We start from the raw sequence: 20,290 nt of genomic DNA, 5'->3' as shown, positions 1-20,290 counted from the left end.
CGGCGGGACGGCCCGTTCAGCCCAGAAGGCCCAGCTCGGCAAACGCAAGCGCCACGCCGTTGCCGGCGGGACCCGGGGTAACCCTGTCGGCCACCGCCAGCACGGCCGGATGCCCGCCCTCCACGGCGATCCCGATCCCTGCATACTCGAGCATCTCAATGTCATTGGCACTGTCACCTATGGCCACAATGTCCTCGCGCTTCAGGCCCAGGTGCTGCTCCAGCACCTGGATGCCCACCGCCTTGTGCGTCCCTGCCATGAAAATCTCCCCAGCACGGTCACCCAGCGCTGAGAGTGAACTGGGGATGAGCCCCACCTCCGGGCCGAAGGTATCCATGAGCTGCGTCAGCGGCACGGGTGAGTCAAAACAGGAGACTTTGGCAAAGGAGCTCCCTCGCAGGTCGTCGCTGTACTGCATTGGCCCCAAGATGTCCTCGAGGGGGTCCACGTCCGTGCTGAGCACGCCATCATGCTGTGGGCGGCCGGCAAAAACAGGCCCGAGCACCTGCCGGAGGCGCTGGTCCACGCCGGTGCGGCCGTGCAGGGCCTCGGGGGCTTCCAGGATGTAGGCCGCGTGGTGCTTGTCCAGGGTGTCGACGATCAGGGCAGCCAGGTCCGGGCGGAAGCGGGTGTCCTTGAGCACCTGCCCGTCCAGCTCCACGCGGGCTCCGGCGCCAGTGATAACGCCATCGAAGCCGGCGTCGAGGATGTGCCCGGGCACCATGGACAGCGGCCGCCCGGTGCACACGAAGACGAGGTGGCCGAGGCCACGCGCCGTGCGGACGGCCTCCACGTGCGCCTCCGGGGCCAGGCCGTGGTCGGCGTAGGTGCCGTCGATGTCGAGGAATACGGCACGCGGCCGGGCGGTCTGCGGGCTGGACATGCCGGAGCTCCTTGCTGGGTTGCGGGACACCCAATCCTATCGAAACTGCTGTCTCCCCCTGCCAAAACGGCAGGGCGGGCGGACAGCTGAAAATGGCACATTAGTACCGGAAACTGACAGTCATCCCGTGATATCCAAACTCTTGCAGAGCAGTAAGCACGCTGATTGAATTATGGAACCGGAAATGGGGGCCCGGCACAACTTACTGATTAAGGAGTGACAACATGGGCATTCTCGGATTTCTCATTTTGGGCCTGATCGCCGGCGCCATCGCCAAGGCAATCCTGCCGGGCCGCCAAGGCGGAGGTTGGGTGGTAACCCTGGTCCTCGGCGTTGTCGGCGCTATCTTGGGCGGCTGGATCGGATCGCTGGTATTCGGCGGCGGGCTGGCCGAATTCTTCGATATCCGCACTTGGCTGCTGGCAATTCTCGGTTCAGTCATCGTGCTGCTGGTTTATGGCGCAATCACCAACCGCAGCCATCGCCGGGTATAGCAGCACCGCTTATATACGCAAACGCACAAAGCGCCGCCCCAGGGGCGGCGCTTTCTGCGTTCCCCCGCGGCGTCGAACCAGCCGGAGCCGGGGCCTACAGCCCTCAAGAAAACCAGCCCGGTTCAGCCGCCCAATTTCCGCGTCGGCGCTTTATGATGTGCAGGGGGGTGGGGAAATGACCGATTCATGGGGCCGCGGCAAAATTCCGGCACCGCAAACTTTTGGCACAATTCTGGACGCCAGCCCCGATGCACTCCTGGGTATTGCAGCGGACGGCAGGATCACTGTGGCCAATGCCGCCGCCGCAAGGCTGTTCGGGTACTCCATCGACGATCTGGTGGGGCGGGACCACCGGATGATCCTGGCGGAAGGATTCCGCGGCGAGGTGGACCAGCTTGCCGCGCAGCTGCTCTCCGAGCCGGACGGGCATGTCCCCCCGAGGGAAATCTACGGGATGACCAGGGATGGGACGGAGTTTCCGGCAGAAGCAGCGGGCTCCTTGATTCCGCCGGGAGCAATGCCCGGGGCCGGCTGTGCACAGGATTCCGACGACGGCGCTCGCGCCCAACCCCGGCTCCTGCTGTCAGTCCGGGGTACTTCCCACCGTCAGGCGGCCGACGCGGACCTGCGCGAGGCCATGTCCCTGCTGACAGCAACGCTGGAATCCACTGCCGACGGCATCCTGGTCATGAGCGCCGAGGGACGGGTGGCCGGATTCAATGACCAGTTCCTCACGATGTGGAACATTTCCCCGGAGCTGCTCAAAGAGGACAGCGAAGAACCGGTCATGCGGGTCATTGTTGCCCAGGTAGCAGATCCCGTCGCCTTTACCGCCAAGGTCAATGAACTTGAAGAGGACCTTTCCGCCGAAAGCCACGACGTGGTGGACTTCAAGGACGGGCGGACGTTTGAGCAGTATTCGCGGCCGCAGCGGGTGGGCGAGAAAATCGTTGGGAGGGTATGGAGTTTCCGGGACGTGACGCCCCGCCGAAAAGCCCAGGAGCAGGCGCACCAGGCCATGCTCGACCTTGCTGCCCAGGCGGAAAAGCTGCGGGCCATGGCCTTCCAGGACCCGCTGACCGGCCTGGCCAACAGGGCAGTCTTCAACGACACCCTTTCCGAAGCCCTGAAGGAGCCGCGGCTGAAGACTGTGGATGTCCTGCTGTTGGATTTGGACGACTTCAAGGAAGTCAACGACATCCTCGGCCACCAGGCCGGCGACGACATGCTGATCGAGGTGGCCCGCCGGCTCCGTGGCTGCGCCCCCAGCGCGGATGTTGTGGCCCGGTTGGGCGGCGACGAATTCGTGGTGCTCCTGACCGCCTGCCCGGACGCGGATGCCATCGCCGAATGCATTGTCCGGTGCCTGCACGTTCCTGTCACCATCAAGGGCACCGTGCTGCAGCCCAGCCTGAGCCTGGGGCTCGCTTCCCTGGGCAGGGACAGCGTGGGGGCATCCGAGCTCCTGCGCCAGGCGGACATCGCCATGTACGCTGCCAAGGCTGCCGGAAAGAACCGGTTCCTGCGCTTCCACCCGGACATGATGACGGCACTAATGCAGCGGACTCACATGGAGGGCGGGCTGCAGCTGGCAGTGTCCCGGGGCGAGATTACGGTCGACTTCCAGCCCATTGTTTCCCACCGGATGGGGCAGGTGTTCAAGTTCGAAGCGCTGGCCCGGTGGGACAGGGACGGCGGGCGCGTCCCGCCGTCGGTCTTCATCCCGTTGGCGGAACGCATCGGACTCATCCGTGAGATCGGTACGGAAGTGATGGCGCTCGGCATGGCACAGCTGGCGCCATGGCTGAGCGAGGACCCGTCCCGTTCCCTTGCGGTGAACGTTTCCGGTGTCCAGCTGCAGGACCCTGACTTCGCGGAGGCCGTGCTCCGGCTTGCGGAGAAGAGCGGCGTGCCGGCCTACCAGTTGGTGCTGGAGGTCACGGAGAGCGTGTTTTTCGACGCCGACTGCAGCCTGATCCGGCAGCTCAGCACCCTGCGGGACGCGGGCGCGCGGGTTGCTCTCGACGACTTTGGCACGGGCTATTCCTCCCTCGGCAGGCTGCAGGACCTGCCGGTGGACACGGTGAAGATCGACAAGACGTTCGTGTCCATGGTGCGCACCGGCAATGAGCGGCTGCCCATCCTCAGCTCCATGATCAACATGGCCCACAGCCTCGGCCTCACAGTCACAGCCGAAGGCGTGGAAACAGTGGAACAGGCGGACTACCTCACGGCCCTGGACTGCGACTCGCTGCAGGGCTATCTGTTCTCGCTGCCCCAGCCAGGCAGGCGGCTGGATCAGGCGCTGCAGCACGCGGAGGAAGCGCTCAGCCGGCTGAAAGGGCGGTAAGAACGTTCGACGGCGGTGCCGGCTAGGCCGCCTGCTTGCGTCCTGCCTGCTTGGGGTGCTTCTTCGGCTGTGATGCCTCCGGGGCAGGCGACGGCTGGCCTGTGTGGACGTCCTCCGTCGGCTGTGCCGGGACTGCCGGTTCAGCTGCGGCTGCCGGCGGGGCCTGCAGTGTTTCTTCGACCTGCCGAGGTTCTTCCACCTGGTGCGGTTCCTCTTGGCCTGCGTCCGCGGCGTGCATCGCTCCCTCAGTCCGGGTGCGGCGCCAGCGTTTAACCAGGTCCGCGGCGGCGACGGCACCTGCCAGCGGGGTCAGCACGGCAGCGGTGTAGACGAACAGCATCCAGGTAAGGGTGGTGAGCGGGGGCTGGTTGTTGTTCAGCAGGGACAGCCCGCCCAGGAGCCCCACGGCCCAGAACAGGACCACGACGGTGAGCACGGCACCGGCCGGGAAATACTGACTGCTCACGACTTTTTTCAGGTTTTCCATGCACTTCCTCCTGCCTGGCCGGGGGACGGCAACAGCCGTTCATGACAAGTATGGGGCTCAGCTTCAGCGAAACGCTGCAGGACGCCACGGCGAGTGATGAACGTAACGCGGCGTCCGGCGGTGGGCGTTTTTTTGCCCCTCTTCACGCAGGTGGTTTTAGGGCCCGGAACCTTCCCCCCGGCGAACCCACCGCATACCTTGGTGCTTGTCTGCTCGATTCCCAGGAGGCTCTTAATGCGTAAAGTGACCGCAGGACTGTTTCATTCCGTTGATGGCGTGGTGTCAGATCCCTACAAATTCCAGTTCGACAGCTTCGACGATGAACTCGGCGAGGGGCTCACCCGGATGATGGACACCGTGGACACGGTGGTGCTGGGCCGGGTGAGCTATCAGGAGTGGTCGGCATACTGGCCCAATGCCTCTGTGGATGAGGACTTCGCGGCCTTCATCAATCCCGTGGAGAAGCATGTGGCGTCCCGGACGCTCACCGAACCACTGGAATGGCAGAATTCGCGGCTGATGGACGCGCCACTGGAGGAATTTGTGGCCAAGCTGAAGGAGCGTGACGGCGGCGAGATCGCCGTGTGCGGCAGCATTTCGGTGATCCGGCAGCTGCTGTTCGCAGGACTGCTGGATTCGCTGACGCTGATGACGCATCCGGTGGTGGCGGGAACGGGGCGGCGGCTGTTCCAGGACGGCGACCCAACCACCCGCCTGGTGCTGCAGGACCAGTCGCGGACCAGCAAGGGGAATGTGGTCAGCACGTACGGGCGGCTCACCCAGTAGCTACAGGAGGTCCTTGGGTGCGGGGCAAGCGCTAGTGGCTGACGGTCCCGCGCCTGGATTCCAGGACAGGCCGGATCCAGCGCTCCGCCACCAGACCCGTGGCCACCGAATACAGCGCCTTGTGTGCCACGTCCACCAGTTGTTCCTTCCTGGGCCAGCTGGTGGGCGGGGCTCCGGCGCCCGTGGCATTCTCGAGGGTCTGGTCGAACGCGAGACGGACCACCGTGTGTTTGGCATCGGCCAAGGGACCGCGGATGCCGGTTACCGCCCAGACTCCCCGCAAGGAGCCAAGGAGGGCGCCGGTACCCCAGTGCATCACGTGGTTCCACACCAGGGGCTTTTGCGAGTCGCCCGGCTGTTGGCCGAGGAGCGTCAGCAGTGTCCGCGCCGGTATGTAGGAGTTGGGCCGCTTGGTCAGGGCTTGCTCAACCTTCTCCCCGGCAGTCATCACAGCCACTCCGGCCAGGCCACAGAGTGCTCCCCTGGCTGCGGCCGCCAGCAGTGTTCGTCCTCGGGATTGGGGCACGGTTTCCTCCAGTTGCTGCGGGGGCGGTGACAGACCATCCGTACCCCTCCGCGCATCCGCCAAACAGCGGACGGCGCTTCTCTCCTTGGCCGGCCTGTGAAACGATCCGTTTATGAATGACAACATTCACGAGCACGGAGACGACGAGGCTGCCCCCAGCACCGGCGTCAACGACCACGCGTGGGAACGGGAGCACCGGCACCCTACGCCCGAGCAGGCACGCGCCATCGGCTACCGCCGGCGGGACGCGGAGGCAAAGCTGGAACAGCACCAGCAGGAAGCCAGGGAGAAGGCAGGAGAACACCACGGGGAACACGGGGATTAACTGCCGCCCAAGGCAGCGCCCGGTTGTGCCGCTGCTTCCTTTCGTTCCGGGCTAGCGGCCTCCGGAAATAGCGCGTCCGACGGCGGCAATGTCACCGGGGGTGGTCCGGCAGCAGCCGCCGACGATGCGGGCGCCGAGTTCCCGCCATGCTGTGGATCCCTCCGCGAGGTCTTGCGGGTGTTCCTGCCCTGCGTGTGCTGTGAACGGTCTTGCCGCGCCCCAGGTTTTGCTCACGGGATCACAGGTTTCTCCGGAGTTGGGGTAGGCCACCAGGGGCTTGTTCGTTGCTTTGCTCAGTGCTTCCAGTGCCGGGGCGACAAACTGCAGCGGCACGCAGTTCACGCCGATGGCTGCCACATGGGGCTGCGTCCCGAGAAGTGCGCCTACTGTACGAGGGCAGTGTTTCGCAGGCAAGGAAGTCCACCCCCGCTGCCGCGAGCGCCTCGGTGCGGGGGCGGTGGAAGTCCGTGAACTCTGCGGCACTCAGCTCGTAGTCGCCCCGGTACTCCGAGCCGTCCGCGAGGTAGGCGCCGTAGGGGCCAACGGATCCGGCAATGAGCAGGGGACCGGTGCCAGGATTCCCGGCCAGGTGTTCGCGCCGGGCCTCATCCGCCAGCCGGACGGACAGCGCCACGAGTTCCAGCGCCTCCTTTTCCGCCAGCCCCCGCCGGGCAAAGCCCTGGGGCGTGGCCTGGTAGCTGGAGGTGGTGGCCACCCCTGCCCCCGCCGCAAAGTAATCACGGTGGACGTCCCGGATCAGCTGCGGCTGTTCGAGCAGCACTTTGGCTGACCACAGCGGGTCATCCAGGTTGCAGCCGCGGGCTTCGAGCTCGGTGGCCAGGGCGCCGTCGGAGATCACGACATCGTCGGTGCCGAGCAGACGGGACAGGGAAGCAGTGCGCGGCATGTAGTCACTATAGGTCGCGCGTACGCGCCGCCGTCGTGGTTCCTGGACACGGGTAGAATTGACCGGTCATGCGCTGTTCCTACTTCGATGCCGGCCGCTGCCGTTCCTGCACCCACATGGGCGGGCCCTACGACGAACAGCTGGCCGGTAAGCATCTGCACTGCCAGACCCTTCTCTCCGGCCACACCTCGATGGAATGGCTGCCGCCCGCTGCCAGCCGGGAGTCCGGCTTCCGCAACAAGGCCAAGATGGTGATCGGCGGAACGGCCAAGAACCCGACGATCGGGATCCTGGATGCCGAAGGCCGCGGCGTGGACCTGCGCAAGTGCGGCGTTTGCTCCCCCGGACTGCTGGCCTGCTTTCCGGTGCTGGCCCGCTTCATCCGCCAGCACCGCCTGACGCCGTACGATGTTCCGCGGCGCAGCGGCGAGCTCAAGCATGTCATCATCACCGAGTCCCCGGACGGTGAGGTCATGCTGCGCCTGGTCCTGCGGTCGGAACAGCTGGTGCCGCGCATCCGGAAAAACCTCCCCGCGCTCCTGGCCGACCTGCCGCAGGTGAAGGTGGCATCAGTCAACCTGCTCCCGGAACACAAGGCAGTGCTGGAAGGTAACCGGGAGATCCTGCTGACCGAGCAGTCCACCCTGCGGATGCGGATCAACAACCTCGACCTGCACCTGCGGCCGCAGGGCTTTTTCCAGACGAACACCGAGATGGCTGCTGCCCTGTACCGGCAGGGACGCGAGTGGGTCAACGAACTGGCGCCGGCCTCGGTCTGGGACCTGTACTGCGGCGTGGGCGGGTTCGCCCTGCACGTTGCTGATCCCTCCCGTGCGGTTACCGGCATCGAAACCAGCAGTGAGGCCATCGTCTCGGCCAAACTCAGCAGCAGGGAAGCCGGCCTGCAGCGGACGGATTTTCGGGCCTGCGACGCCACGGCCTTCGCGCTCACCGCAGAGCAGTCCCCCGAACTTGTGATCGTCAATCCGCCCCGGCGCGGCATCGGCAAGGAGCTGTGCGGCTGGCTGGAATCGTCCGACGTGCAGCACGTGGTCTACTCCAGCTGCAACGCACAGTCACTGGCCCGCGACCTGGCGGCACTCCCCTCGTTCAACGCGAGGCGGGCCCGGGTTTTGGACATGTTCCCGCAGACCACCCACTACGAGGTGATGGTTCTGCTGGAGCGGGCTGCCTGACCTTGAACCGGTGAATCGAGGATAGATTTTGCTGCTCACCTAGCTGGCGGCGAAGGTGGCCAAGTGGGATAATTTGGTCATCCTTCGAATAGGGGGCCATCATGGCCGGCCTTGGTGCCTTTCGACCTGGCCGCTGCTCCCGGGCATCCGCGCCCCGGCTCCTGGCGGTTTTACTTGTGCTCGCACTCGGCGTGCTGTTCGCTGCACCCGCCCGAGCGGTCGACTATGGACATGACATTTCCTGGCCACAGTGCCCGGACGGCCTTCCGATGCCACCGGACGACACGGAGTTCGTGGTGGTGGGGCTGACGAGGGGACTCGCGTTCACCGAAAACCCTTGCCTTCAGTGGCAGTACCAGTGGGTGCTCGACCGCCGCGTCCGGGCCCAGGCCTACGCCATGGCCACATTCCCCACCACCGCGCAATACGACACCTACGGCGACGACGGCCCTTGGCCCGCAAGCACCAGGCCCGACCGGCTGCGCAATGTCGGTTACGCCGAGGGCCGCGCGGCACTCGCGTCCCTCGATAGGGTGGGATGGCGTCCGGAGAGAATCTGGGTCGACGTCGAGCCCCGCCCGCAACAGCCCTGGCCCAGCTCAACACCGGCCCAGCGGCAGGAGAACCGGTACATCATCTCCGGGCTCCTGGCCGCACTGGCGGACGCCGGGTACCCGCACGGGATCTACTCTTATTCAAGCGCTTGGGAGGCCATCACCGGATCCTGGCAGCTCCCCGACGTGCCCGTCTGGTCACCGGCAGGACGTCTCGACTTTCCCAGCGAAGCATCCGACCTCTGTGTGAATCGCAGCTTCTCCGGTGGCACCGTCCACATCGCGCAATGGACCGACGGCACCTACGACTACGACATGACGTGCATAGGGGTCTACCAGGCACACGTCGCGACGATCGGCTGGCAGTCGAGCGTCTCGGACGGCGCCACCGCAGGAACCACCGGGCGGTCACTGCCGATGGAGGCGTTGCGCCTGTCGGTGGCAGGAGACCTCCTGTCGGGCGACATTCTGTGGAGGGGGCATGTGCAGAACATCGGCTGGCAGCCCTGGACGACGTCGGCGTCCCCGATCGGAACGACCGGGCTCGGCCTGCGTCTGGAGGCGTTGGAGCTGCGGTTGACGGGGGATCTGGCCTCGCAGTACAGCATCAGGTATCGCGCCCACGTGCAGAACGTCGGCTGGCAGCCGCACAGGATCGATGGAGCCACGGCCGGTACCGTCGGGCAAGGCCAGCGGATGGAGGCCGTGACAATCGAGTTGGTTCCGAAGGTCGCACCAGCGTTCACTGCCGTGTATGCCGCCCACGTTCAAAACCTCGGCTGGATGGCGAACGTTTCCGACGGAACCGTCGCCGGGACCACGGGTCGGGCCCTTCGGGTCGAGGCGTTGCGCCTCAAGGTGTCCAGCACGGCTTATACCGGGGACATCCAGTGGCGGGGGCATGTGCAGTCGATCGGCTGGCAGCCGTGGACATCCTCGGCCAATCCCATCGGAACGACCGGGCAAGGGCTACGTTTGGAAGCCTTTGAAGTCAGGCTGACCGGTGAGATGGCGAACCATTACAGGATCCACTACCGCGCCCACGTGCAGGATCTGGGCTGGCAGTCATGGGTGGCCGATGGCGGAACGGCGGGCACGTCGGGCATGGGCAAACGGATGGAAGCCGTGCAGATCCTCCTCGCACCCAGAACCGGCGGCTAGTTGTACTGAGTCAGGACGTTGGTTACATCGTGAATAGGTGAAGACCTCTTAGGTTGGTGGTTACCACACACAGCCAATGACTAAGAGGTCTTCATGTTCCACCGTAATGCCCGCCTGACCCCGACCGGTAGACGAATCATCATCGAGCGCGTTCTGGCCGGCCGTCCGATTGCCCATGTGGCCAAGGAGATGGGCATCTCGCGGACCTGCGCTCACCGCTGGGTCAGCCGGTACCGCGCCCACGGCTGGGACGGGCTCCAGGACCGCAGCTCCAGACCAAAGTCGTGTCCGCATGCCACCCCAGAGGAGGTCGTTGCCGATGTCCTGACCCAGCGGATGGAGCACCGTGAAGGGCCCACGGATCTGGCCTTGCGCTGCGGTACCAGCGCCCGGACGGTCTCCCGGATCCTGACCCGCGCCGGCATGCCCAGGCTGTACGATCTGGATCCGATGACCGGGGCTCGGATCCGCGCTTCCCGAGCCACGGACCGCCGCTATGAACGCGATGCCCCGGGAGACATGATTCACATCGACGTCAAGAAACTCGGCAGAATACCTGACGGCGGCGGTTGGCGTGCAGATCCGAAGCAATCCGCCCGCAACCATTCAACAGGCCACGAGCGGGTCGGTTTTGACTATGTCCACGTCGCGGTCGATGACTACACCCGTTTGGCCTACGCCGAGGTACTTCCCGATGAGAAAGGCCCTACCTGCGCCGGGTTCCTCACCAGAGCCGCAGCCGCCATGGCCGCCCAGGGCGCACCCGTGAAAAGGGTTATGACTGAAAACGCTTTCGCCTACCGGCTCTCCCGGGATTTCCAGGACGCCCTGGCCGCGTTGGGCGCCAAACACATCCTGATCAAACCCCGCCACCCTTGGCAGAACGGCAAAGCAGAACGCTTCAACCGCACCCTGCAGGAAGGCTGGGCCTACCGGCAACCCTTCACATCCAACCAGGCACGCACAGATGCGCTGCAGCCATGGTTAAACTTCTACAACAACCACCGGCCCCACGGCAGCCTCGGAGGCAATCCACCAATCAGCAGGTGCAACCAACCTACTGGCTGAGTACAGCTAGTCCAGCAGCAACGCCACCACACCGGGGATGAGCATATGTCGAAGTACCATGAGCTGGGCGCTCGCTGCTAGCCCAGGTTCCGCTCCAGCATCTGTCCAATGATCCGGGCGCCTTCCGGGAACGCTCCGGGATTCGTGCCCGAATAATTGAGCCGAATATATGGACCGGTGGGCTCAGCCGGGAACCACTCGTCTCCTGGGGCGATGATCACGCCGGCGGTTTCGCAGTCCCGGGTCAGCCGCTGCAGGTCGGTTCCGTCAGGCAGGCGCAGCCACACGTTCAGCCCGCCTTTCGGCACCTGCTCAAGGTGTGCCTGCGGAATATGCTTCCGCACGCTGGTGACCAGCAGGTCCCGGCGGGATTCCAGCTGGTGACGGACACTGCGCAGGTGCGTTTGCCAGCCCGGCTGCGTGACGACGTCGAGTGCTGCCGCCTGCAGCAGTCCGCTGACGTACATCGATTCGGCTGCCCGGCTGGACAGAATGCGCTCCCGCGCCGGACCGCGGGCAATGAGGGCTGCCACCCGGATGGACGTGGACACGCTCTTGGTCAGCGAGCGCAGGTAGACCACGTGCCCGGAGTCGTCGCGGGAAGCGACCGGCACGGGATTGGAGCTGATGCCGAAGTCGTGCGCCCAGTCGTCCTCCACCAGGAAAGCGCTCTGCGACCTGACCACCTCCAGCACCTGCTCACGCTTCCCGGCGGACCACTGCGCGCCCGTCGGGTTCGCGTAGTTGGGCTGGGCGTAGAAAACCCGGGCGCCTGATTCGTCGAAGGCGCGGGACAGTTCGCCCGCGTCCGGACCGTCCGCGCCGCTGGGCACCGGAATGACCAGGACCCCTGCCTGTGCCGCGGCAAGAATTGCGCCCCAGTAGGAGGGCGACTCCATCAGCAGCGGCTGCCCCCGGCCCACCAATGCGCTGAAAATGGAACTCAGCCCGCTTTGGCTGCCAGGGAGTACGACGACGTCACTTGGGTTGGGTGGGGTGGTCCCGGCGGGCGTTGACGTGCCAAGTTCATGTGCGAACCACGATTGCAGTTCCGGCAGGCCGGCGGCAGGCGGCCTGGACAGGGCGGCATCTCCCCGGGCGGCACGCGTAAGTGCTGCCCGGACCAGCCGCTCGGGCAGCAGTTCCCGGGCCGGATAGCCGGAATGGAAGGAGATGGCGTCCAACGGCACGTCCCGCATGGTGGAAGAGGCCGAGGGCAGCGCCGCCAGTGGCGATCGCAGGGCCGTCGTCTGCCAGCCGTAGTCGGACGGGCGCGCCGTCCGGACTGCCCGCACGAAGGTCCCGACGCCGGGCCGGCTCTCGATGAGGCCTTGGGCGGCGAGGGCCTGCAGGGCCTTCTGCACGGTAACGGGACTGGCCTGGTACTCGGCTACAAGGGAACGGGTGGATGGCAGCTTTGCTCCGGGCGCGGCAGTGGCGATCCAGGACTTCAGGTGCACCACAATGCGCGAACTGCTATCGTTGTTCATGAGAGACAATAGTAGCGCTACTCACTCCCGGCCTGTAGTGGTATCCGGGGTCCACGCCTCGGGACTATGGCTGGGCCTTTTAGGGGTGGCTGCCTTTTCCTTGACGGTGCCCTTTACCAAGGTGGCCCTGGCTGGCCTGTCCCCGCTGTTTATCGGGTCGGGCCGCGCAGTGGTAGCCGCTGTCCTGGCGGGCTGCGCCCTCGCACTGACCCGGCAACCGCTGCCCCGGGGCATGCAGTGGCTGCGTATCACTGTGGTGGCGGCCGGCGTCGTCCTCGGTTTTCCGCTACTCACGTCCTACGCACTGACCAGCACTCCGGCAAGCCACGGTGCCGTGGTGATCGCCCTGCTCCCTGCTGCAACCGCAACAGCAGCGGTGCTCCGTGGGCGGGAACGGCCGCCGCGGGCCTTTTGGCTCATTACCGGAGCCGGTGCTGCCGCAGCGATCATCTTTGCGTCAATCCACGCCGGAGGGTTCGGGCAGTTGCATTGGGCAGACCTGCTGCTCCTGGGTGCGGTGGCGGCCGGCGCGGCGGGGTACGCGGAGGGCGGTCTGCTGGCCCGTGAACTCGGCGCCTGGCAGACGGTGTCCTGGGCGCTGGTCCTCGCGTCCCCGCTGATGCTCGCCCTCACAGCCGTTGACATGGCTCAGCGGCCACCGTCAGCCGAACCGGCGGAGTGGGCAGCCTTCGCGTACCTCGGCGTGGTGAGCATGTTCCTGGGTTTCTTCGCCTGGTACCGGGGCCTCGCCATCGGTCCCATCGCACAGGTCAGCCAGATCCAGCTCATCCAGCCCGTCCTGACCATCTGCTGGGCCGCGCTCCTTTTGGGGGAAGCGCTGACGTGGTCCACCGTCCTGGGCGGCGTGGCCGTCATCCTGAGCGCGGGGGCCGCTGTCAGGGTCCGGCTCAGGCCTGAACCTGCTCCATCAACCACCACCACTTCCAGGTCGCTCCAGACAGTAAAGGACTAGCACCGTGTATATTCCAGCTCACTTCGCCGCCGACTCCGATACCATCCAGGGCCTGCTGGGGAAACCCGGTGCAGCGAATCTTGTCACCATGACCTCCCATGGCCTTGCGGCCACGCTCCTGCCGTTTGTCTACGACCCCGACGCCGGTGACCACGGATCGCTGCAGGGGCACTTGGCGCGGAACAACACGCAGTGGACCGAAACCGCCGTGGGGGAAGCGCTGGCCATCATCCAGGGACCGGACGCATACATCTCGCCCTCCTGGTATGCGTCCAAGGCAGAGCAGGGACGTGTAGTGCCCACCTGGAACTACACCACAGTGCACGCGTATGGACGGCTGGTGATCCACCAAGATGCCGCATGGCTGGATCAGCAGGTAAGGCGGCTGACCGAGGTGCACGAGACCGGCTTGCACCACCCCTGGAGCGTGGATGACGCCCCGGAGCGGTTCATTTCGGGTCAGCTGCGGGCCATCGTGGGCGTTGAATTGATCATTAGCCGGATCGAAGCGAAGGCCAAACTCAGCCAGAACAGGCCCGACGCCGATGTGGATGGCGTTATTGCCGGGCTGTCCGCCACCGGCCACACCGCCATGGCGGCCGACGTGAAGCGGGGCCGCTGACTGGAATGCGCAGCTTTTGGAGGCCAAACGGGTTCCCCGGCCCGGAATGGCGCGGACCGGCGGCACGGGGAGGTTCGAAAGATACGCATTCCGGCCCGGGACGGGCTCAGGCAGAAGCCCTGACCAGCTCTTCGCTCTTCTCCCAGAGGCCGCGGGCCAGCTCGGCGTCATAGGCCTGGGCGTTGGCCTTGGCCAGGGCGCGTTTGTAGTAGTAGGCGCCGGAGATCCAGTCCTTGCCCGCCGTGCCGTTGACCAGCCACAGCAGGGTGTCGGCGCCCTGGTCCGGGGTGAGCATCAGGCGGTTCAGCAGGGTCTTGTAGGCGTGCCGGAAGGGGCTCGTGGACTCCGCGGCGAAGTTGGTGCGGACCACGCCCGGGTGGAACGCCGCCGTCGTGATTCCCTTTCCGCCGAAGCGGCGGTGCAGCTCAGAGGTGAAGAGGATATTGGCCAGCTTGCCGGTGCCGTACGCGCGGTTGGTGGAATAGCCGTGTTCGGAGTTGAGGTTCCACAGGTCCAGTTTGCCGAAGCTGTTGGCGCCGCTGGAGGTGTTGATGACCTTCGCACTGCTGGAGACCAGGGTATCCATCAGCAGCGTTGTGAGCAGGAACGGCGCCAGGTGGTTGATCTGGATCGTTGACTCGTTGCCGTCGGCGGTAACGGTGTGCCTGCCCATGATGCCTCCCGCGTTGTTTGCGAGAACATCGATGCGCGGGTAGTCGGACTTCAATTGAGCGGCGAGGGCGTGGACCTGCGCCAGCTCGGAGAAGTCGCTGACAAAATAGTCGGCGTCCAGCTCCTTGGCGATAACCCGGGTCTTTTCCTCGGACCGGCCGACCACGACCACCTGCTCCCCCGCCCTGGCCAGGGTCCGGGCCGCTGCTGCTCCGATGCCGTCGCTGGCTCCGGTGATCACGATCGTGCGAGGAGTCAAGGGGTGCCCTTCGGTTGGGGAGAATTCGGTGCCCGGCTGGGTGGCACTGCCTAACGGCACAACGACGGCGGGCTGGACGGTGTTCCCCAGCGCACCTGGCAGGGCATATCCTTCACACACCTGCCCCCGCCGGAAGTGAGGAACAACCGATGGACATGCCCAAAGCGTCAGACGAGGACAAGGAGCGTTTCCGGTCCCTGGTACCTGCCGGGCCTGATCTCGTGGTCAAGCCGATGTTCGGGAACCTCGGGGCTTTCGTGAACGGCAACATGTTCGCCGGGCTGTTCGGGTCCGTCATAGGCGTCAAGCTGTCACCCGGGGACAAGCATCAGCTCGAGGAAAGCGAGCGGACGGTGCCCTTCGGCCCGTCCGACCGGCCGATGCGAGATTACACCGGCTTGCCGGACATCTGGAATGAGGAAGGCGACGGCGACGACGCCCGGGCGAAGGCGTGGATCCGCAAGGCCTTCGATTACGTGGCGGGCCTGCCGCCCAAGGAGCCGAAGGACTCCCCGGCCCGTAAGGCCAAGCAGTAGCCCGTCAAGGCAGGTCTTGTCACGCAGTTAACCACGTATTCATGTCGCCCTCAGCACCTGTCCAACCGGCCTCCCTACCGTCGGGGGCATGGACAACATCTCACGCAGATCCCTCATTTCCGCAGGCCTCGGCGCCGGCCTGGTTGCCGCCCTCCCCAGTGCCGCCGTGGCTGTTTCAACAGCTGACGACGCCGGCCTCCGCACCGACCCCTTCATGCTCGGCATCGCCTCGGGCGAGCCGTGGCCGGACGGCTTCGTCATTTGGACGCGGCTGGCGCTGGATCCACGGGCCGGGGACGGCCTGGGCGGCATGCCCTCCCGCAACATCGCCGTCGCGTGGGAAGTGGCCGAGGACGCCGGCATGCGCTCGGTAGTAGCCCGCGGCGTCGAGCACGCCCGGATCGACACCGCCCACTCCGTGCACGTCGAGCTCAAAGGCTTAAAGCCGGGACGCGAGTACTTCTACCGGTTCCGCGCCGGCAAGCACCTCAGCGCGGTGGGCCGGACGCTTACCGCCCCGGCGCCGCACGAGACCCCGGCTGCGCTGGCCATGGCGTTCGCCAGCTGCTCGCAGTACGAGCACGGCTACTTCACCGCCTACACCCGCCTGGCCGAGGACCACCCGGACCTGGTGCTGCACCTGGGCGACTACCTGTACGAGTACAAAAAGGACAGCTATGTCATTGGCGGCGGCAACCCGCGCGACCACCAGGGCCCCGAGACCGTCACGCTTGGCGGGTACCGGCAGCGTCACGCCCAGTACAAGTCCGACGGCGACCTGCAGGCAGCGCACGCGGCGGCACCGTGGCTGGTGGTTTGGGACGACCACGAGGTGGACAACAACTGGGCCGACGAGATCCCGGAAAACCGGGACGCAAACCAGCTCAACGACACCACTGAGCGGTTCCAGCAGCGCCGCGCTGCCGCCTTCCAGGCCTACTACGAGAACATGCCGCTGCGCAGGTCGTCCGTACCGGCCGGGTTCGATATGAAGATCTACCGCACCATCCAGTGGGGCCAGCTGGCGAACTTCCACATGATGGACACCCGGCAGTACCGCGACGACCAGCTCGCCGGTGACGGCTGGAAGAAGAACGTGGCCGAGCGCCTGGCGGAGGACCGGACCATCACCGGCGCCGAACAGGAAAAGTGGCTGCTGGACGGCTTCCGGAACTCCACCCAGCGCTGGGACATCCTGGGCCAGCAGGTGTTCTTCGCCGAACGGGACCGCAACGTCGCGCCGGACATCGACGACGTTTCCATGGACGGCTGGGACGGGTACGCTGCCTCCCGCCGCCGCATCACACAGGGCTGGATCGACGCGAACGTGCGCAACGCCGTCGTCCTCACCGGCGACGTACACCGCAACTGGGCCAACGACCTGAAGGTGGACTACAAGGACCCGGCGTCACCAGTAGTGGGTTCGGAGCTGGTGTGCACGTCCATCACCTCCACCGGCAACGGCACCGGCTCCACCACCGAACCGACGATGGCGTGGAACCCGCACCTGAAGTTCTACAACGACAACCGCGGCTACGTGAACACCAAAATCACCAGGGACGCGATGACGGCGGACTTCCGGACGCTGGACTACGTCACGACGCCAGGATCTCCGGTGAGCACGAAGGCGTCCTTCCGGATCCAGGATGGTGTGCCCGGCCTCCAGGCCTGAGCCTGCCGGAATCAGAAAGTAGCACAAGAGAGCGGCCCAGCATCTGCTGGGCCGCCCTCTCGTCATTAAAGTAGCCCGCATACAGCGCCGCGAAAACCGTCATTCCACGACGTCAGCTGGGGAGACTAACCTGCCAGTCCGGCCAGCAGGAAGATCACCGCGGCGATGGCGAAGCCCATGACGCCTATGAGGGTTTCCATCACGGTCCAGGTTTTCAGGGTGGTCTTCACGTCCATGCCGAAGAACCGGCCCACCAGCCAGAAGCCGGAGTCATTGACGTGGGAGACCACCACTGAGCCTGCGGCCACGGCCAGGACCATGGCCGCCACCTGCATGCCGTTCAGTCCGGCGGCGGCCACGGCCGGCGCAATGAGTCCGGCGGTGGTGGTCAGTGCCACCGTGGCGGAGCCCTGGGCGATGCGCAGGATGGAGGAGATCAGGAAGCCGGCCAGGATCAGCGGGATGCCCAGATTGCCCAGGACGTCGGCCAGGGCCTGGCCGATGCCGGAGGTGCGGAGTACGCCGCCGAACATGCCGCCGGCGCCGGTAATCAGGATGACCGAGCAGACTGGGCCGAGGGAGGATTCGAGCAGCTTCTCCAGCGCCCCGGCATCCTTGCCGCGCTTGGCGCCCAGCACGAACATTGCCACGAGCACGGCAATCAGCAGGGCAACCGGGGTCTCACCGATGGTGCGCAGGACCTGGTACCACTGCTCGTCCTTAACGCCTTCCGGCAGGACGCCGGACGTGGCCAGGGTGTTCAGGCCGGTGTTCATGAAGATCAGGACCAGCGGCAGGAGCAGCAGCCCCACGATGGTGCGGAAGCGCGGCGGGTGGGACTCGGCTTCGGCGGTGGCGTGACCCAGAAGCTCCGGCACGGGCAGGACCAGCTTCTTGCCGGTGTAGAGGCCGTAGAGGTATGCGGTCACGTACCAGGTGGGGATGGCCACGAGGAGGCCGGCGATGGTGACGAGCCCAACGTTGGCGTCGAAGAACGCGGACGCGGAGACCGGGCCCGGGTGCGGCGGCAGGAAGATGTGCATCACGGAGAACGCGCCGGCTGCGGGCAGGCCGTAGCGGAGAACTCCCCCACCCAAGCGGTGGGCGACGGCGAAGACGACGGGGAGCATGACCACCAGGCCGGCGTCGAAGAAGATGGGGAAGCCGAAGATCAGCGAGGCCAGGCCCAGCGCGAACGGTGCACGCTTTTCGCCGAAGACGCCGATGAGGTAGTCGGCCAGCACCTTGGCGCCGCCGCTGGTTTCCACAATACGGCCGAGCATCGCGCCGAGACCCACCAGGAGGGCAACAGTTCCGAGGGTGGTGCCGAAGCCGTTGATCAGCACCGGGACCACCTGGTTGGCGGGAATGCCTGCGGCGAAGGCCGTGGCGAGGCTGACAATGATCAGGGCCAGCAGGGCGTGCACTTTCAGCCGGATGATCAGGAACAGCAGGACGACGATCGCTGCCGCGGCAATGAGCAGCAGCGGTCCTGCGCCCATCGTTTGGGTCCATCCTTCGATGGTCATGGTTCTCCTTTGAAACAGAACTGTTTGTTGGGGTTTGGGAATTAGGAGGCGCAGGGCGCCTGGCCGGTGGGGAGTCTGAGGGCCTGCACGACGGCGGCGACCAGTTGCTCAGGCGACTTCGAGATGTCGAGACGGAGGCTGCCGGCATCGAGCTCTTCCTGGCTGAGGGGCTCAAGGGTGGCCAGCTGGCTGGGCAGCAAAGTGGGTGGCATGAAGTGGCCTTCGCGGCCCTGCATGCGCTGGCTAATCAGGTCCGCGCCGCCGTCGAGGTGGAGGAAGATGACCCGGCCTTCAGCTTCGGACAGCAGCCGGCGGTAGCTCTTCTTCAAGGCCGAGCAGGTCAGGACCGTGCTGCAGCCGGCTTTGGCCTGGGCAGTCATCCAGTCGCGGATTTCACGGAGCCACGGCCAGCGGTCCTCGTCCTGCAGCGGGCTGCCCTGGCTCATCTTGGCGATGTTCGCTGCCGGGTGGAACTCGTCGGCTTCGGCGCAGGCCCAGCCAGTCCTCTCCGCCAGGGCGGCGGCCAAGGTGGATTTGCCGGATCCGGCAACGCCCATCACCACAAGATGCGTGGGTGGATACTGCATGTTCATACCTCCGGAGAAGACGTCTTTGGCTTTCGAAGAAGCGCACTGCGTGGCCCATCATGAAGTGGGCTACGCGATAAGGTATCACCTTTTGTTGGATTTGATACTACCTATTCGTGTCATAAGTCATACCTTTGGCCGTTTCCCCGGTATTCTGGATGGGCGCTGGGGCGCAGGAGAGGCGGGCAGGATGTCGACGGCGACAGCAGAGGGTGCGGATGACACGCACGACGGCGGGGCCTCCCCCGCCATGCATGAGCGCGTTCTCGAGGCGGTGGGCGTGGCCATTGCTTCCGGGAGCCTTGCCCCGGGCAGCCGGCTAACCCTCGAGGGGCTGCAGCAGGAGTACGGGATTTCACGGACGGTAGCGCGGGACACTATGAAGGTTTTGGAGTCCATGAACCTGGTCTATTCACGGCGCCGGGTTGGTATCGTGGTGCAGCAACCGTCCCTTTGGAATGTCTACGACCCCAAGCTTGTCCGCTGGAGGCTTGCCTCTGAGCGCCGCGCCGAGCAGTACAGCAGCCTGACCGAGCTGCGCATCGCCGTCGAACCCATTGCCGCAGCCGGCGCCGCCCGGCGCGCAAGTGCCTCCGAACGCTCGCAGCTGGTTGCCCTTGGGGCGGAGTTGCGCCGCTTGGGCGAGGCCGGGGATCTCCAGGCGTTTCTTGCAGCCGACATCGAGTTCCATCAGCTGCTGCTTCGGAGCTGCGGCAATGAGATGTTCCGCGCCTTGGAGGACATGGTTGCCGAGGTCCTGACCAGCCGGACCAAACAGGGGCTGATGCCGTTCAAGCCCAGAAACGAGGCGCTTCAGGCGCACGAGGACGTGGCAGCTGCGGTGGCGCGCGGCGATACCGTGGTGGCCGAACGGGCAATGCACCACATTTTGGATGAGGTTCGGAATGCGATGGGGCTCTACTAACCGAAGATTCCTCCCGGCTGATCCGGTCAACCTTCCCGGACACCTGGACTGGCCGCATGAAAGCGGGTTGGGGGATCCTAGGTTTGTTTGTTGCGTTCGCCGGCGGGGCAGTGCCGGTCCCGGGCTGCGTTACGGAGATGCCTGTCCCGCCATCGGCTACGCCAGCACCCTTACGGTGAACCTCGAAGGGAACGTTGCGGCCGTGAGCGAGGTCAGGCTTTGCGGCAACAACGGATGTTCGCAGCCGGCATCAAATCCGGGGCCCCCGGGCCCAAAAGGACAATAGAG

General features: G+C 65.6%; 19 protein-coding genes and 1 pseudogene. 12 read left to right on the top strand and 8 right to left on the bottom strand.

The genetic code is table 11. From position 1 onward, the window contains the following. Nucleotides 1-16: 16 nt before the first annotated feature. Entirely contained in the window at nucleotides 17-883 is an 867-nt protein-coding gene (locus FDW81_RS09560; protein ID WP_138133949.1) for an HAD family hydrolase, read from the bottom strand. A gap of 224 nt (nucleotides 884-1,107) precedes the next feature. On the opposite strand from FDW81_RS09560, the gene FDW81_RS09555 reads away from it, so the two are divergent. Then, nucleotides 1,108-1,377, top strand: a complete 270-nt coding sequence (locus FDW81_RS09555) for a GlsB/YeaQ/YmgE family stress response membrane protein (RefSeq protein ID WP_013600240.1) — start codon at nucleotides 1,108-1,110, stop codon at nucleotides 1,375-1,377. Nucleotides 1,378-1,552: 175 nt separating this feature from the next. Beyond that, nucleotides 1,553-3,727, top strand: a complete 2,175-nt coding sequence (locus FDW81_RS09550; RefSeq protein ID WP_138133948.1) for a bifunctional diguanylate cyclase/phosphodiesterase — start codon at nucleotides 1,553-1,555, stop codon at nucleotides 3,725-3,727. 22 nt (nucleotides 3,728-3,749) lie between these two features. Here the strand turns inward: FDW81_RS09550 and FDW81_RS09545 are convergent, their stop codons facing one another. Next, a complete protein-coding gene (locus tag FDW81_RS09545) occupies nucleotides 3,750-4,214 on the bottom strand; it encodes a hypothetical protein (protein ID WP_138133947.1) in 465 nt (154 codons plus the stop codon). 234 nt (nucleotides 4,215-4,448) lie between these two features. Between FDW81_RS09545 and FDW81_RS09540 the strand changes: the two genes are divergently transcribed. Continuing rightward, nucleotides 4,449-5,000, top strand: coding sequence for a dihydrofolate reductase family protein (locus FDW81_RS09540; RefSeq protein ID WP_138133946.1), 552 nt, complete (start codon nucleotides 4,449-4,451; stop codon nucleotides 4,998-5,000). Between the two features lie 31 nt (nucleotides 5,001-5,031). On the opposite strand, the gene FDW81_RS09535 is transcribed toward FDW81_RS09540, so the two are convergent. After that, nucleotides 5,032-5,526, bottom strand: a complete 495-nt coding sequence (locus tag FDW81_RS09535; protein WP_138133945.1) for a hypothetical protein — start codon at nucleotides 5,524-5,526, stop codon at nucleotides 5,032-5,034. Between the two features lie 112 nt (nucleotides 5,527-5,638). Here FDW81_RS09535 and FDW81_RS09530 point away from each other — a divergent pair, with 112 nt between their 5' ends. Next, nucleotides 5,639-5,851 (top strand): hypothetical protein, encoded by a 213-nt coding sequence (locus FDW81_RS09530; RefSeq protein ID WP_138133944.1) that lies wholly within the window; start codon nucleotides 5,639-5,641, stop codon nucleotides 5,849-5,851. 51 nt (nucleotides 5,852-5,902) lie between these two features. Here the strand turns inward: FDW81_RS09530 and mmuM are convergent. Further along, nucleotides 5,903-6,758: pseudogene (gene mmuM, locus FDW81_RS09525) on the bottom strand (homocysteine S-methyltransferase). A 68-nt stretch (nucleotides 6,759-6,826) separates the two neighbouring features. On the opposite strand from mmuM, the gene rlmC reads away from it, so the two are divergent. From rlmC to FDW81_RS09510, 3 genes are all read left to right on the top strand, one after another. After that, nucleotides 6,827-7,954, top strand: a complete 1,128-nt coding sequence (gene rlmC / locus FDW81_RS09520) for a 23S rRNA (uracil(747)-C(5))-methyltransferase RlmC (RefSeq protein WP_138133943.1) — start codon at nucleotides 6,827-6,829, stop codon at nucleotides 7,952-7,954. Between the two features lie 269 nt (nucleotides 7,955-8,223). Beyond that, on the top strand, nucleotides 8,224-9,669 hold the full coding sequence (locus FDW81_RS09515; protein ID WP_240720126.1) for a hypothetical protein: 1,446 nt from the start codon (nucleotides 8,224-8,226) through the stop codon (nucleotides 9,667-9,669). A gap of 93 nt (nucleotides 9,670-9,762) precedes the next feature. Next, entirely contained in the window at nucleotides 9,763-10,737 is a 975-nt protein-coding gene (locus FDW81_RS09510) for an IS481 family transposase (RefSeq protein WP_138133941.1), read from the top strand. 77 nt (nucleotides 10,738-10,814) lie between these two features. Here the strand turns inward: FDW81_RS09510 and FDW81_RS09505 are convergent, their stop codons facing one another. Beyond that, on the bottom strand, nucleotides 10,815-12,227 hold the full coding sequence (locus tag FDW81_RS09505) for a PLP-dependent aminotransferase family protein (RefSeq protein ID WP_138133940.1): 1,413 nt from the start codon (nucleotides 12,225-12,227) through the stop codon (nucleotides 10,815-10,817). On the opposite strand from FDW81_RS09505, the gene FDW81_RS09500 reads away from it, so the two are divergent. After that, complete coding sequence (locus FDW81_RS09500) at nucleotides 12,226-13,200, top strand: DMT family transporter (RefSeq protein ID WP_138133939.1); 975 nt, start codon at nucleotides 12,226-12,228, stop codon at nucleotides 13,198-13,200. The two genes, FDW81_RS09505 and FDW81_RS09500, sit on opposite strands and share 2 nt — an antisense overlap. A gap of 4 nt (nucleotides 13,201-13,204) precedes the next feature. After that, a complete protein-coding gene (locus FDW81_RS09495; RefSeq protein ID WP_138133938.1) occupies nucleotides 13,205-13,822 on the top strand; it encodes an FMN-binding negative transcriptional regulator in 618 nt (205 codons plus the stop codon). Nucleotides 13,823-13,928: 106 nt separating this feature from the next. On the opposite strand, the gene FDW81_RS09490 is transcribed toward FDW81_RS09495, so the two are convergent. Next, nucleotides 13,929-14,753 carry an SDR family NAD(P)-dependent oxidoreductase gene (locus FDW81_RS09490; protein ID WP_138133937.1) on the bottom strand — a complete coding sequence of 275 codons (825 nt, stop codon included), beginning with the start codon at nucleotides 14,751-14,753 and terminating at the stop codon, nucleotides 13,929-13,931. A 149-nt stretch (nucleotides 14,754-14,902) separates the two neighbouring features. On the opposite strand from FDW81_RS09490, the gene FDW81_RS09485 reads away from it, so the two are divergent. Then, nucleotides 14,903-15,289, top strand: coding sequence for a TfoX/Sxy family protein (locus FDW81_RS09485; RefSeq protein ID WP_138133936.1), 387 nt, complete (start codon nucleotides 14,903-14,905; stop codon nucleotides 15,287-15,289). Between the two features lie 88 nt (nucleotides 15,290-15,377). Further along, a complete protein-coding gene (locus FDW81_RS09480; RefSeq protein WP_138133935.1) occupies nucleotides 15,378-16,961 on the top strand; it encodes an alkaline phosphatase in 1,584 nt (527 codons plus the stop codon). A gap of 125 nt (nucleotides 16,962-17,086) precedes the next feature. Here FDW81_RS09480 and FDW81_RS09475 read toward each other — a convergent pair whose 3' ends face one another. Beyond that, nucleotides 17,087-18,490 carry a GntP family permease gene (locus FDW81_RS09475; protein WP_138133934.1) on the bottom strand — a complete coding sequence of 468 codons (1,404 nt, stop codon included), beginning with the start codon at nucleotides 18,488-18,490 and terminating at the stop codon, nucleotides 17,087-17,089. Nucleotides 18,491-18,531: 41 nt separating this feature from the next. Next, a complete protein-coding gene (locus tag FDW81_RS09470) occupies nucleotides 18,532-19,077 on the bottom strand; it encodes a gluconokinase (RefSeq protein WP_138133933.1) in 546 nt (181 codons plus the stop codon). A gap of 190 nt (nucleotides 19,078-19,267) precedes the next feature. On the opposite strand from FDW81_RS09470, the gene FDW81_RS09465 reads away from it, so the two are divergent. After that, nucleotides 19,268-20,002 carry a FadR/GntR family transcriptional regulator gene (locus tag FDW81_RS09465; RefSeq protein WP_138133932.1) on the top strand — a complete coding sequence of 245 codons (735 nt, stop codon included), beginning with the start codon at nucleotides 19,268-19,270 and terminating at the stop codon, nucleotides 20,000-20,002. Nucleotides 20,003-20,290 lie beyond the last annotated feature (288 nt).

The sequence above is a fragment of the Pseudarthrobacter sp. NamB4 genome (assembly GCF_005796185.1).
GTDB lineage: Bacteria > Actinomycetota > Actinomycetes > Actinomycetales > Micrococcaceae > Arthrobacter.
This window is presented reverse-complemented; position numbering and strand designations above follow the sequence as displayed.

Excerpts from the sequence above, each read along its gene's own strand:
- FDW81_RS09560 (WP_138133949.1), bottom strand. The coding sequence starts at position 883 with ATGTCCAGCCCGCAGACCGCCCGGCCGCGTGCCGTATTCCTCGACATC.
- FDW81_RS09555 (WP_013600240.1), top strand. The coding sequence starts at position 1,108 with ATGGGCATTCTCGGATTTCTCATTTTGGGCCTGATCGCCGGCGCCATC.
- FDW81_RS09550 (WP_138133948.1), top strand. The coding sequence starts at position 1,553 with ATGACCGATTCATGGGGCCGCGGCAAAATTCCGGCACCGCAAACTTTT.
- FDW81_RS09545 (WP_138133947.1), bottom strand. The coding sequence starts at position 4,214 with ATGGAAAACCTGAAAAAAGTCGTGAGCAGTCAGTATTTCCCGGCCGGT.
- FDW81_RS09540 (WP_138133946.1), top strand. The coding sequence starts at position 4,449 with ATGCGTAAAGTGACCGCAGGACTGTTTCATTCCGTTGATGGCGTGGTG.
- FDW81_RS09530 (WP_138133944.1), top strand. The coding sequence starts at position 5,639 with ATGAATGACAACATTCACGAGCACGGAGACGACGAGGCTGCCCCCAGC.
- rlmC (WP_138133943.1), top strand. The coding sequence starts at position 6,827 with ATGCGCTGTTCCTACTTCGATGCCGGCCGCTGCCGTTCCTGCACCCAC.
- FDW81_RS09515 (WP_240720126.1), top strand. The coding sequence starts at position 8,224 with ATGCCACCGGACGACACGGAGTTCGTGGTGGTGGGGCTGACGAGGGGA.
- FDW81_RS09510 (WP_138133941.1), top strand. The coding sequence starts at position 9,763 with ATGTTCCACCGTAATGCCCGCCTGACCCCGACCGGTAGACGAATCATC.
- FDW81_RS09500 (WP_138133939.1), top strand. The coding sequence starts at position 12,226 with ATGAGAGACAATAGTAGCGCTACTCACTCCCGGCCTGTAGTGGTATCC.
- FDW81_RS09505 (WP_138133940.1), bottom strand. The coding sequence starts at position 12,227 with ATGAACAACGATAGCAGTTCGCGCATTGTGGTGCACCTGAAGTCCTGG.
- FDW81_RS09485 (WP_138133936.1), top strand. The coding sequence starts at position 14,903 with ATGGACATGCCCAAAGCGTCAGACGAGGACAAGGAGCGTTTCCGGTCC.
- FDW81_RS09480 (WP_138133935.1), top strand. The coding sequence starts at position 15,378 with ATGGACAACATCTCACGCAGATCCCTCATTTCCGCAGGCCTCGGCGCC.
- FDW81_RS09475 (WP_138133934.1), bottom strand. The coding sequence starts at position 18,490 with ATGACCATCGAAGGATGGACCCAAACGATGGGCGCAGGACCGCTGCTG.
- FDW81_RS09470 (WP_138133933.1), bottom strand. The coding sequence starts at position 19,077 with ATGCAGTATCCACCCACGCATCTTGTGGTGATGGGCGTTGCCGGATCC.
- FDW81_RS09465 (WP_138133932.1), top strand. The coding sequence starts at position 19,268 with ATGTCGACGGCGACAGCAGAGGGTGCGGATGACACGCACGACGGCGGG.